The sequence below is a fragment of the Streptomyces sp. Ag82_O1-12 genome (assembly GCF_900182715.1).
Taxonomy (GTDB): domain Bacteria; phylum Actinomycetota; class Actinomycetes; order Streptomycetales; family Streptomycetaceae; genus Streptomyces; species Streptomyces massasporeus.
Genome location: NZ_FXUW01000001.1, coordinates 77,160 through 89,267 on the forward strand (window position 1 = coordinate 77,160; position 12,108 = coordinate 89,267).

Here is a 12,108-nt window from a genome sequence, read left to right on the forward strand (position 1 = left end):
CTCCCTTCCTATATCCGGGCCCGGCGGCGGACGACCACGACCCGCATCGCCAGTGCGACGGCCAGCAGCACCCAGGCTCCGACGCAGTAGCCCCACGCCGTCACCCCGCGCACGACGCCGACGGAGGCCCAGACTGCCCACAGGGCGACGAGGACCCACAGTGCGGTCCAGGCGATGTCGGCGATACGACTGGGCAATTGGGCGCGCTGTCTGGTACCGGGTTCGAGGTTTCCGAGCTCCGATGGCTGCGGCGTTTCCCGTCGTGTCATTGCTGGTTCCTTCGGGTGAGAGAGTGCGTCTCTGGGACAATTTCGAATTCCCCGAGGGTGATGCGGCATGCTGCCGCATTTGGTCCTCTATACGGAATATGAGGCTCCGTAGCGTACGCATGTCGTCTCAGTGGGACCTGGAGGAGATTGACAAGGTGTCCGGTACGCGAGCTCGGCTTCTCGACGCCGTGTCAATGGTCCGGTTGTGAACGGGCACGGCATGCTGCCGCCATGCCCCTCAAGACGAACCCTCCGCTCTCCCGCCGCACGTTGCTGCGCGCGCTGGGCTCCGGTGCGGCGCTCGGCGGACTCGCCGGGTGTGGTGTCCCGGCCGCGTATGTGCGGCCCGGCGACCGCGCCGCCGCCGATCTGTCCTCCACCGAACAGCGGCTCAACTGGGCGAACTGGCCGCTGTACATCGACACCGATGACGAACACCCCTCGGCGCGGCCCACTCTGGAAGCCTTCGAGAAGCGCACGGGGATCTCGGTCGAGTACGTCGAGGAGATCAACGACAACGACGAGTTCTTCGGCAAGATCAGCCCGGCACTGATGAACCATCAGTCCACCGGCCGCGATCTGATCGTCATGAGTGACTGGATGAGCGCGCGGTTCGTGCGGCTCGGCTGGGTGCAGGAGATGGACCGGGCCCGGCAACCGAACGTGACCCGGTACCTCGACCCGCAGTTGCGATCGCCCGCATTCGACCCCGGCCGCACATGCACGGTGCCGTGGCAGTCCGGCATCACCGGCATCGCGTACAACCGGCGCAGGACCGGCCGGGAGATACGGCAGGTCTCGGACCTGTGGGCGAGCGACCTGAAAGGCCGGGTCACACTCCTGTCCGGTCTGGACGAGGCGTTCGCGCTGCTGATGCAGGGCAACGGCGTCGACATCACCCGCTGGACGGCCGACGACTTCCACACCGTCTGTGACCAGGTGGAGAAGCAGGTGAAGGGGGGACAGATCCGACGCTTCACGGGCAACGACTACATCAAGGACCTGTCCAGCGGTGACGTCCTGGCCTGCCAGGCGTACTCGGGGGACGTGATCCAGCTCCAGGCCGACGACCCGGACATCGAGTTCGTCGTCCCCGACGAGGGCGCCGAGCTGTGGGCCGAGTCGCTGATGATTCCCAACCTCGCCCGCCACAAGGCGAATGCGGAGCGGCTCATCGACTACTACTACGATCCCGAGGTCGCCGCCGAGCTGGCCGCCTGGGTCAACTACGTCTGCCCGGTGCCGGCCGCCCGGGATGTCCTGGCCTCCGCCAGGGACGAGCAGAGCGCCGCCCTCGCCGAGAACCCGTTGATCTTCCCCGACAAGGCGATGCGCAGCCGGCTCGCCATCGCGCGGGACATCAACTCGGACGAGCGGGTGGAGTTCGGCAAGCGGTGGAATCAGATCGCGGGACTGTGAGGGCGGTGGCGGGCGAGGGTGGGAGAGATGCGGTTGTCGTCGGCCGGAAAGAGCCTCTTCCTGATGCTCATGGGGCAGAACGGAGATCGGGGCCTTCCCGGCTATACCGCTCCGCCGACGGTGAGCAATCTCGAGTACCGGGCTGCATGAATGCCTGGCTCTGTGCGAGCGAGAAGGAGTCGACCCGCGGGCTGCATGCCGGACGCACGTGGCGCACAGGACAGTGTGATTACGCGCGGAGATGACGAAGAAGCCCCGTTTCGGTGAGCGCGTCGCCCAGCCCCGTTCAGCAACGGCCTTCAGCCGAGATCGAAGGCATTCGGCAGCCCCAGGAGGTAGCGCGTGCGGTCATGGCGTCTGAGGGGCTCCAGTTCGGGGGCTCGGTACAGGGGGGTCACAGTGCAGCGTTGTGCCGTGGATCCGGATCGGTCCAGGAGGGCGTTGACGGCTTGCCGGGCCGAGGAGTTGGCGCCCTCCATGGTGGCGAGGTCGATGGGCACGGCCACGTAGTCGCCGGCCAGGAAGAGGTTGGGGATCTTCGTGGCCGACCGCGGGCGGTGGTGGAAGGTGCCCACCGGGTGGATGAGCAGCTGTTCGTCGTTGACGGGATGCGGCGTGCCGAGGCCGTCGACAGCGGGGTCGAGGAACCAGGAGTGCAGCACCGAGTCCTTCAGGACCGTACGGCCGCTGTCGTTGAGCGACGCCTTGAGCTGAGCCCACACCTCGCGTGCTACTTCGGTACGGGTGCATTGCTTGGCCGTCTTGCCGTACAGGACGCCCGGCCGGTCCCACTCGGAGACGTCCACGGACAGGCAGTCCGCCACCGTGCCGTCGCCGTAGTCGGCCTGGAAGTCGCGGCCGGGCCAGTGCTGGGCTTGGGCGATCGCGGTCAGCGACCACGGGGAGTCGATGAGGTCGAGATGGCCGTGCAGGATCGGCGTGCGTTCGGTCAGGTAGAATTGGATGCCGGTCATCCAGTCCGTCTCCAGCCGGTCGCACTCGGCCAGCTGGGGGTCGGCTGCGCGGACGGCGGAGTTCCATGTGCGGCGGGCGTGTTCGACGGGCATCGCCGAGATGTAATGGTCGGCGGTGACGGTCCGGCGCCCGCCTGAAGGGTCCTCCACGACGGCTCCGGCGATCGCCCCCGCGTCCAGGGTCAGGTCCCGTACGGTCCAGCCGACGCGGAACTCCACTCCCAGTGACTTCAGGTAGGCCACCCAGGGGTCGATCCATGCCTCGTTGGTGGGCGCGTTGAGGATCCGGTCCAGGGGGCCGTCCGCGCCCCGCCCCAGGAGGTTGAAGGCGAAGGCCTCCAGCAGCGTTCCGACCGTACGGGTGCTGGCCTCCTCCGCCTTGGTGGCCACGATGTTGCGGGTGACGCCGACGGCAAGGACGCGCTGGTAGTCGTAGGACATCTGTCCGGCCCGCACGAAGTCCCACCAGGGCGTCCGCTCCCATACGGCGTCGCGGCGCTGGTCGCAGCTGGTGAGGAAGACCAGGATGCGGTTGGCGAAGTAGAGGGCCTCGTGGAGAGGGAGGTTGAAGGCCGTGTCCAGAACGGCGGTGAGGGCGCGGCGGATCTCGTCGGGGGTGAGTTCGGCCGGTGTGCTGTCGGGCCAGGGCAGCGGGATCCGGATGTCCTCGCGGCCGCCCGCCCTGGCGAAGAGCATCTCCTTGGGGGCGACGAGGTTGTCGTGGACGCCGCCCGGGTTGCCGGGGAACGGGATGCGCCGCATCGTGTCGGGCAGGTTGTGGTAGATGCCGGGGATGAAGCGGAAGCCGTGCTCGCCCGGCAGGGGGCGTCGGCCGCCGGTGGCACTGTCGGGTACGTTCATGCTGCGGGCCTTGCCGCCCAGGGCCTTGCGTTCGTAGACCGTGACCCGGAAGCCGCGCTCGGCGAGTTCGTGGGCGGCCGTGAGCCCGGCGACGCCGCCGCCCAGGACCGCCACGGTCTGCGGTGTGGAGTTGTTCTCGGCCGAAGCCCGTCCGGGTGTTCCGAGGGCCACCCCGCCACCGGCGGCCGCGGCAGTGCCCAGGAACCCTCTGCGCGTGGTGCCGCTCATCGCCACCCCTTACCGTCGGTAACATCGGCCGCACGAGGATATGGGCGAGGCAACGATCCCGGAAGGCAGCCGACGCAACTTGGCCTGATGCACGCCACTTGGCTCGCTCACGGCGCGCCGGCGACCTGCCCTGGTGAATCGAGGTCACTCGGGAGGCCGTGACCATCCCCGGGAGTCCTGCTGATGCCGCCCTCCGCCGCCCGCAACTGGGTCAAGGCCTTCGGCACCGCCGCCAAGCGGGACGTGACCGCGGACTTCTACGACGAGGGTTCCGTGCGGCAGGTCGTGGTCCTGTACTTCGCCAAGAGCGGCCAGGTCAAGGAGATCGAGGCCCTGACGGCCACCTTCCCCGCTCCGCCTCTCGAGGACCGCACTCCGACCAACCGGGGTGCGGTCCTCCGCACTGTCTTCTCACCACTCATCGGAGGCGTACGAGGCGACCGCAGGCGGTCGTGGAGGGCCGCGAAGGCCGTGGAGGTGAGGGGGAGCGTCACGGCGGCGGCGACAGGACGCCGACGAGGACGGGCGTGAGGATCCCGGCGCAGTACGCGGCGAAGAAGTTGCCCGTCGCCTGTTCGAGATGGGGCGTACGAGGGGGTGCAGTGGCAGGGAACGTTCTGAAGGCATGCCTTCTGCACGTTCCGGGTCTGTTCCCGCGAGGACGCCGGCCTGACCGGGCAGGGCCTCTCTCGCAACTCGTGCCGCATCAGACAGTGTTTGCCTCGTCTGCCAGACTGCTCGGGTGATCGTCAGACTCGCGCAAGAGCAAGACTTCGCTGGCTTTACTGGCTGGCAGCTCAGGTCGAGCACTGGTTCGGTCCGATGGTCGGAGATCCCGGCTTCCATAGCGTCGTGGACAAGCATATTGGCCGGTCCACGGCGCTTGTCGCCGTCTCCTCGGGGTCGGATCTCCTCGGTGGCCTGTTGTTCGGTGCCAAGGCGCCGACTTACCACGTCCACTGGCTCGTCGTCTCTGAGAAGGAACGCGGGAAGGGCGTCGGTTGCGCGCTGATGGCGGACGCAACACGAAGGTTCGTGCGCGGCCCGGGCAGCATTGAGGTGGTCACCTTCGGGGCCGACCACCCGGGCGCCGTTGTCAGCGGCGCACGCGTCTTTTACGAGTGTCTCGGTTTCGCCCCTGCCGAGGCCGTGGATCCGGGGCCGGAAGGCGGTTCACGGCAGGTCTATCGCCGGGCCGTCACTTGATCCAAGCGACGTTGGCCCTGGCGACAACCTTGCGCAGGCGTTCATCGGGGGTGTGCTTGTTCCGCCGGGTGACGTAACGGCAGATCATGCTGCCCTGCTCTCTGTGGCTGGCGTGGTCGGTGCCGTCGAGGGTGAAGCAGCGCAGGGCGGTGAACTGGGCCTCGATGCGGTTCAGCCAAGAGGAGTCGGTCGGGGTGTAGGCGATCTCGACGTTGTGGGCCGACTGGCCGACATCAAGGCCGCTCAGATCCTGGTCGAAGCGAATGGGCCCGTCGGGTTGGACGCCGCGCCGCCGACCACCCGATGCCATCCTGGCCGACGGCGCTACGACTCCGCCGCCTTCCGCGAGTGGCTGCGCAAACGGATCGAACCGACCATTCCGCAGTGTGGGCGCTAGAAGATCATCGGACTCCGGCACCGTTCGCTGGGTGGTCGAACAGTCCATCGCCCACCTCCCCAGTTCAAGCGCCTCGCAGTCTGCTGGAACCGCCACCTGCTCATGCATGATGACTTCGTCAAACTCGCCGCGAACCTCGTCTGTTGGCGGCGCCTTGCCCTCAGCGTTCTACGCTTACGCCCTGAGCCAAGTGGCCCAGGTCGGCATGACCTCGCGCATCATGGCCATAGCGTTCACCGATTCCCTGAGTCTCTGAGTCTCTGCGTCTCTGAGCGAAGCCTTGCCGGCAGTCAGATTGAGGGCCCGCACCCCAGGGTGAGGGCCCTCAACATGTCCAAGCGCTTCACCTGGTCCTTGCGCCGCCACTGTTCCGGCGCGATCACGCGCAATGAACCGGCGCCGGTTCAGTCCGAGGGCGAGCAGAAGCCGCGATACGGTGCGACGGCTGAGCGAGTGCCTCTCGGCCTGGAGCTCAAATGCGATCCGGGATGCCGACCACTTCTCTGCCCGACGGAGTGCCTCGATCGTGGCCACGACGTGGGAGCCGGTCGCCGTCGGCCGGCGTCGAGGCGTGGAGGAACGGTCCAGCAGACCGAGTTCACCGTGCTGGCGGTGCGGTTGACCCATTTTGACGCGCAGGCACGGGAAATGGCCATTTCTGCGGCGACATGAGCGACCGGCCGTGTCTGGCACCGCTCGATCAACCGGCGCCTACCCTCTACGGACAGCGGTGCGTTCGCATGGGTCATGTATTGATTCGCCTTCTATATAGGTCGGGGCTTCGCGGGACAGGACGAGGCAGTTACACGAGCACGTCTCGTTGCGTGTCGGCGGCTGCGTGTCGGTTGACGGCCCAGATCGTGAGTGCGCAGAGGGCGAAGGCGGCGCCGAGGAGGCTGGATCCAGCCCACCCTGTGGCGGAGTACACCGCGGTGGTGCCGGTTGCTCCGACGGCTGAGCCGAAGGAGTAGAAGAGCATGTAGCCGCCGATGACGCTGCTCGTCTGGTGTGAATATGCGGCCGTGAGCAGGTGTTGATTGCTGACGTGTACTGCCTGCACCGCGAAGTCGAGGACGATCACGCCTACGACGACCGCCCAGAGCGACCAGGACGCTTGTCCGGTCGCCAACCATGAAACGGTCAGGAGCACAAGTGCACCTCCTGTGATGAAGCTGGCGCGGCCGGCGTCAGCCCCCCGCCCAGCTCGAGAGGCGCCCAACGCCCCGGCGAGCCCGGCGATCCCGAAGAGGCCGATCTGGGCCGTGCTCAGATGCCATGGCTCGGCTGCGAGCGGCAGAGCCAGGCCGCTCCACAACACGCCGAAGGAAGCAAACAGGAAGAATGCAATCAGTCCCCGTGAGACGAACAGGCGCTCACGGAACAGGCGACCCAGCGAGATCAGCACCGCGCCATAAGTGGCCCGGACGTCGTGCGGGTCGGATGGTAGGAGCTTCAGCACGAAGCAGGTGAGCGCGATGAGGAGCACGGCGAATACCACGTAGATGCTTCGCCATCCCCAGAGCGCGGCGAGACTGCCCGCGAGCACGCGCGCTCCGAGAATGCCGATGGTGACACCCGAGGTAACGGCGCCGAGTGTGCGGCCGCGTTCCGCTGCCGTGGACAGGTCGGCGGCGAAGGCCACTGTGGTCTGAACGACGACCGCGAACAAACCTGCGGTGGCCAGCCCGGCGAGCAGCAGCCATAGCTGGGCAGCGACTGCGGCCAGGGCCATGCCAACCGCGGCGAGGAGAAGATGCCCGGCAATGAGCTTGCGCCGGTCGAACATGTCCCCCAGGGGGACAAGAAGGGCCAAGCCGATCAGGTAGCCGAGCTGCCCCGTGGTGACGATCCATCCCAAGTCGGCTTCCGGCAGGCCCAGGTCGTCGCCGATCTGGGCCAGTACGGGCTGCGCAACGTAGATCGTCGCGACCGCGACCGCGCAGATCACGGCGAACAGCATCCTCCGGCCAGGCGTAAGACTCACCAACACCCTCCAATCAGTAGCACATTGCAACCAAAATGAAGGTACGGCAGAATGGTTTCGATCCGCAACTCTTCAGGAGGAGTGATGGCTCGCACAGCGCCCCGCGCCGAGGGGATGTCCTGGACAGACCCCGCCTGCCCCGTCGCGCGCACCCTCGACCTGGTCGGAGATCGATGGAGCCTGCTGATCATTCGCGACGCGATGGACGGTGCGCGAGCATTCACCGACTTCCAACACCGCACCGGAATCGCGCGCAACATCCTCACCGACCGGCTGCGTCGCTTGGTCGACCGAGGCATCCTCGATCGGCGGACCGCCCCGACAGGGCGGCGACAGAACTACGTCCTCACAGAGGCGGGCCGAGACCTCTTCACCGTCATCGTGGCTGCGCGTCAGTGGGGCGAACGGCACGCCTTCGCGCCAGCTGAAACTCACTCAGTTCTCGTTGATGACAGTGGCCTCCCGCTCCCCGAGCTGCGTCCCACCGACTCGGACGGCAGGCCCGTGGATGTCGATACGACCTCTGTGCTGCACGATCGCTGACCACAAAGGAAGCCACTGACACTTCCGGCTGCCGGCGACGTGTTCGGCCATCAACGCCGGGACAACCGCGAGAAGGTGGGTAACGCCTCTCGGTGGGTCACGGCGCCGTTGGCGCAGAGCAAGCCCGACTGCTGCGGCCCCGTACGGCCAGCGTCAACCACCTCCTGGCCCGCAACAGCTAGTCGACCAGTGCGCGCAACGTGAGGCAGGTGTATCCGCTGCGAACCGGTCAACTTTCAAGCCGTCGCGTCGATCACCTGGCGGTGATCACGCCACCGCCCGACCCGCCTCGGCGTCCGATCCGGCAACAACGGCTCTATGCGCCCACTGCGCGTCAGTCAACGGCACGACCGGACCAACGATCCGATGATCGGAGTGGCGGTCATCAGGCCGGGAAGATTCGGCCACACTGGTGCGATGAACTTCGGGGCGGGGCTTGGCGAGGGTGGCTGGGACGACGACGGATCTCTCCGGGCCGCGCTAGGGCGTACGGCCGAGGGGCTTGAGCTTGCCTTGCCCGAGTCGGTCGGGAAGTGGGGTCGCCTCGCAGAGTACGTCGACGCGAGGAGCGGTCGGCGCGTGATGGTCTATCCGCCCGGCGAGAGGCGTCGGACTTTCCAGGTGAACCTCCAGCACAACGGCACACCCTTGGCCTGTGGGTGGACCGCAGACCTGGCCGAAGTGGTCAGGGCGACGGCTGCGTGGACGGGCGGCGCGGGCCTCGAGGAAACCAGGACGCGCGCCCCGTTCATCCGGTTCAGGCCCTGGGCCCTCGTCCACGAGCGGGAGCCGTTCGGTGTCGTCGAGTTGAGGTGGCGCGTCAAGCTCGACCGCATCCACATGCCGCCGCACGACCGGCACCCGCGCCCCCACGCGGTGTTGGCAGCGGCGTACACCCAGCCGGTTCTCCGCCAGCTGATGCCGGTCAACAGTCACTTCAACCTCTGGTTCTCCACCAGTGTCGAGGAGTTCTGGAAAACGCGGGTCGGGTACACCATCTGCCCCTACGACGAGGGGCACTACGGGGTGCGGAACGAAGGCAGGCTGATTGCGCGCACCGAGACGCCGGAGGAAGCCGTCGCTTTCGTGGTGGCCGCCCTCCCGGCGGGGTTAGGGCCAGCGAGCTGAGGCTAGTGCCGCATCAGGCAACGTTCGCCCTGTCGACTACGGCCCGTAGCCGTTGATCGTCGGCGTGACGGTTTCGCCAGATGATGTAGCGACGGATCATGCTGCCCTTTGCCGTCAGGGTCGCGCAGCTCAATCTCACGCGCCCACGGAGCGTCCTTTGCCTGCACACCGAACTTGGAGGCAATGGCCTCGACACCACGAATGCGGAGGTAGACCAACGTGTCGGGACGGGGGCGTCGCCCTTGTGCTCCGACAAAAACAACCGCACCCCGCCGCGGGAGACCTCGACGAACGCGGGAAGTCCCGGTTCGAAGCGGTGTTCCCACTGCTTGGCGAAGCCCGGTCGCTCGTACCACGCGACCGCCGCCGCAGCGTCCTCGACGCGAAGAATGGGGATGACTTCGTCGTCCATGGAGTCATCGTCGCAGACCGCCCAGGGCGAACGTTGCCTGATGTGGCACTAGGTTTCCTGAGGCAGTGCCGCTGCGCATTCGGCGAGCAGCCCGCGCAGCCACTTATGCCCCGGGTCGCTTTCCCGCGCCGCATCCCACCAGAAATGTTCGGCGAGTTGCGGCAGCGGGCGGGGCAGCGAGAAGGTCTTGAGCGGAAGCGGCGCCGTGTCGGCGAGCCGGGAAGGAACGACAGCCACGAGTTCCGTGCCCGCGATGATTCCGGGCAGCGACGTCATGCTCTCCACCACGAACATGCCGCGGTCGCCCAGCCAGAAACTGCTCCAGGCCGGGTCGCCCACCACCACTTCGAACTGCTCCCGATAGCTGCGGACCCAGCGCAGCTCCCGCATGGCGGAGTCGTCCAGGGATCCGTCCACGGCGGCATTGTCGCGGTCGGCCACGCCCACCCACCTGTCGGTGAAGATCTCGGCATTGGACGTCATGCCCAGAATCCCGGGCGGCAGGATCAAACCATCGGTCTCGCGCAGGAGTTCACCGGCGCGGTCCGCGTCGACCCTGGGTGCGTTCAGCAGTTGGAGTTTCACTGCCGGGGCTCGCTCCATCAGTGATTTGAGCAGCGGTCCGCCCAGGACGTGCAGGACGTAGTCGGATGTCATGACGGTAAACTCGCGGCGTGAGGTTTCCGGGTCGAATTCAGCCGGAACACCCAGTACTTTCCCGACCCCTTCCAGGGCGCTGACGACAGCTGGATGGATGTCCGCCGCGAACGGCGTCAACCGGTAGGAACCTCGTTGCCGCACGAGCAATTCGTCGTCGAAGAGGCGGCGTAGTCTGCCGAGCGCGGCGCTCAGCGTCGGTTGCGAGCGGCCCAGCTTGCTCGCGGCACGCGAGACATTGCGTTCCGACAGAAGCGCCTCGAGCGCCACCAGCAGATTGAGATCGATATCGGCGAGACGACGTGACTTCCCCATCCCGCCACTATAGATGGTGTCAATAGTGAGTATCGGAAGATTGCTGTTGTGTCGATACCTCGCGGTGCCCAGACTGAGGCGGCAAGATCAAGAAGTGAGAGTGGGAAGGCAATTTCGTGCCTGCTGTGCAGCATGTACTCGTGATCGGCGCCGGCCCCGTCGGCCTCACCGTCGCCGCCCTGTTGGCGGACGAGGGTGTCGCCGTCGATGTGGTCGAGAAGCGTGAAGCCATCAGCGCCGTGGGCGCCGGACTGCTCCTCCAGAACAACGCGTTGCGAGTGATCAAAAGGGCCGGCTTGTTCAGCCGGGTGACAGAGGCAGGGCATGTACTGAACACCTTCACGATCCGTCGCGCTGATGCTGAGGGATCCGTGGTGATGCGGGAACCGTTCCCGCGTGCGTCCACGGACGCCGCCGTGCCGGGAGCGGTGGCCATCTCCCGTCCGCGATTCGCGCGGTTCCTGCAGGAACGCGTCGGCGAGGCGGGCGTCAAGCTGCGACTCGGCTGCACCTTCCGCTCCCTGCACCAACGAGGAAACAGCGTCCGGGTCGAACTGACGGACGGCTCCCACGGTGACTACGACCTGGTCATCGGCGCAGACGGAGTGGGCTCGGCGGTACGCGACGCAGCCGGCATCACCGGCGAGCGCATCACCATCAACGCGATCATCTGGCGTTTCCTCGGACCTCCCGTCGACGGCGTCGACGATCTCGACCAGATTCACGGCAGCCGAGTCGGAGGACTTCTCCCCATCGGAAAGGACGTCCTGTATGGCTTTGTGGGCGACAGCGCCACCGCACTGCCCAACTGGGCAAGCCTGAGTGCGGACGCCGCGGTCGACCGGGTCATGGGGATCATGGACGAGTTCCACGGGCCGTGGGACGAGGTGAGGCGGACTTTCGACCGCGGTTCACTGCGGCCCATGCTGCAGGACGCCTACCTGGCGGATGCACCGTGGAACCGGGGCCGGATCGTCGTCATCGGCGACGCCGCGCACAACAGCCCGCCCACCTTCGCGCAAGGGGCGGCGCAAGGCCTCGAAGACGCCTTGGTACTCGCCGAATTGCTGACGGGCAGGTCCTGTGTGGACGAGCACCTCTGGGCGGAATTCCACGCTCGGCGTGTCGACCGGGCGCGCACCGTACTGCAGGCGTCCGTCGCACGCGCCAAAGCCCCGGCCGGCCGAGGTCCGGAGGGGTTCATGGACGACGAAGCCGTCGCGCACATCATCGCGACCGCGACGTAGCTGTATTGCCCCGGACAGCCGGGGCGGCGACTGGGCCGCGGCCAACAACGTCGAGTTCGCCTACACACCTACGAACAGCTCGTGGCTGAACCGCATCGAGGCCCAGTTCACCGCCCTGCGCTAATTCACCCTCGACGGCACCGACCACGCCAGCCACAGGGAGCAGGGCAGCATGATCCGTCGCTACATCATCTGGCGAAACCGTCACGCCGACGATCAACGGCTACGGGCCGTAGTCGACAGGGCGAACGTTGCCTGATGCGGCACTAGGTCGACCGCACCCGGCAAGGCACAGCCCACCTCGTCGGCGCGATGGGCGGGCCGTGTCCTGCCGGGTCTCGTCTAGGGCCTGTCGTTTGGATCAGGTCGCAGACGCGGGGCCTGGCACGCGCATCTGCCGCGTTGTCGTCAGTCGCCGACTCCCCCACGCTCGGCTGCGCTCGCGCGGGAGGGACCCCCATCGCGTCG

Annotated in this window: 9 protein-coding genes and 6 pseudogenes; 7 read left to right on the top strand and 8 right to left on the bottom strand. The window is 67.0% G+C overall.

Annotation, left to right across the window (positions count from 1 at the left end):
* Positions 1–8: 8 nt before the first annotated feature.
* Positions 9–197: a hypothetical protein gene (locus tag QOL88_RS00415; protein WP_229829311.1), complete on the bottom strand. Its 189-nt coding sequence runs from the start codon at positions 195–197 to the stop codon at positions 9–11.
* A gap of 303 nt (positions 198–500) precedes the next feature.
* On the opposite strand from QOL88_RS00415, the gene QOL88_RS00420 reads away from it, so the two are divergent.
* Entirely contained in the window at positions 501–1,688 is a 1,188-nt protein-coding gene (locus tag QOL88_RS00420) for an ABC transporter substrate-binding protein (protein WP_097214537.1), read from the top strand.
* Positions 1,689–1,987: 299 nt separating this feature from the next.
* Here the strand turns inward: QOL88_RS00420 and QOL88_RS00425 are convergent, their stop codons facing one another.
* On the bottom strand, positions 1,988–3,751 hold the full coding sequence (locus tag QOL88_RS00425; RefSeq protein WP_097214538.1) for a hydroxysqualene dehydroxylase: 1,764 nt from the start codon (positions 3,749–3,751) through the stop codon (positions 1,988–1,990).
* 183 nt (positions 3,752–3,934) lie between these two features.
* Between QOL88_RS00425 and QOL88_RS00430 the strand changes: the two genes are divergently transcribed.
* Together QOL88_RS00430 and QOL88_RS00435 are read left to right on the top strand one after the other, a co-directional pair.
* Complete coding sequence (locus QOL88_RS00430) at positions 3,935–4,282, top strand: hypothetical protein (protein WP_179878723.1); 348 nt, start codon at positions 3,935–3,937, stop codon at positions 4,280–4,282.
* 211 nt (positions 4,283–4,493) lie between these two features.
* Positions 4,494–4,957, top strand: a pseudogene (locus QOL88_RS00435) (GNAT family N-acetyltransferase).
* Here QOL88_RS00435 and QOL88_RS38555 read toward each other — a convergent pair.
* The 3 genes and pseudogenes from QOL88_RS38555 to QOL88_RS00450 form a co-directional block, all read right to left on the bottom strand.
* Positions 4,950–5,180: pseudogene (locus tag QOL88_RS38555) on the bottom strand (transposase); the annotation flags it as partial. The pseudogenes QOL88_RS00435 and QOL88_RS38555 sit on opposite strands and share 8 nt — an antisense overlap.
* 561 nt (positions 5,181–5,741) lie before the next feature.
* Positions 5,742–6,103 (bottom strand): annotated as a pseudogene (locus tag QOL88_RS00445) (helix-turn-helix domain-containing protein); the annotation flags it as partial.
* 53 nt (positions 6,104–6,156) lie between these two features.
* On the bottom strand, positions 6,157–7,314 hold the full coding sequence (locus tag QOL88_RS00450) for an MFS transporter (RefSeq protein WP_097214540.1): 1,158 nt from the start codon (positions 7,312–7,314) through the stop codon (positions 6,157–6,159).
* A 108-nt stretch (positions 7,315–7,422) separates the two neighbouring features.
* Between QOL88_RS00450 and QOL88_RS00455 the strand changes: the two genes are divergently transcribed.
* Both QOL88_RS00455 and QOL88_RS00460 read left to right on the top strand, forming a co-directional pair.
* Positions 7,423–7,881, top strand: a complete 459-nt coding sequence (locus QOL88_RS00455) for a winged helix-turn-helix transcriptional regulator (RefSeq protein WP_097214541.1) — start codon at positions 7,423–7,425, stop codon at positions 7,879–7,881.
* Between the two features lie 417 nt (positions 7,882–8,298).
* Positions 8,299–9,009: a DUF6193 family natural product biosynthesis protein gene (locus QOL88_RS00460; RefSeq protein ID WP_097214542.1), complete on the top strand. Its 711-nt coding sequence runs from the start codon at positions 8,299–8,301 to the stop codon at positions 9,007–9,009.
* A 13-nt stretch (positions 9,010–9,022) separates the two neighbouring features.
* Here QOL88_RS00460 and QOL88_RS38735 read toward each other — a convergent pair.
* From QOL88_RS38735 to QOL88_RS00470, 3 genes and pseudogenes are all read right to left on the bottom strand, one after another.
* Positions 9,023–9,118 (bottom strand): annotated as a pseudogene (locus QOL88_RS38735) (transposase); the annotation flags it as partial.
* 1 nt (position 9,119) lies between these two features.
* A pseudogene (locus QOL88_RS00465) lies at positions 9,120–9,421 on the bottom strand (glyoxalase superfamily protein); the annotation flags it as partial.
* Positions 9,422–9,469: 48 nt separating this feature from the next.
* Complete coding sequence (locus tag QOL88_RS00470) at positions 9,470–10,393, bottom strand: LysR family transcriptional regulator (protein WP_097214543.1); 924 nt, start codon at positions 10,391–10,393, stop codon at positions 9,470–9,472.
* A 125-nt stretch (positions 10,394–10,518) separates the two neighbouring features.
* Between QOL88_RS00470 and QOL88_RS00475 the strand changes: the two genes are divergently transcribed.
* Together QOL88_RS00475 and QOL88_RS38560 are read left to right on the top strand one after the other, a co-directional pair.
* Entirely contained in the window at positions 10,519–11,640 is a 1,122-nt protein-coding gene (locus QOL88_RS00475) for an FAD-dependent monooxygenase (protein ID WP_179878724.1), read from the top strand.
* 19 nt (positions 11,641–11,659) lie between these two features.
* Positions 11,660–11,899: pseudogene (locus QOL88_RS38560) on the top strand (IS630 family transposase); the annotation flags it as partial.
* Between the last annotated feature and the right edge of the window lie 209 nt (positions 11,900–12,108).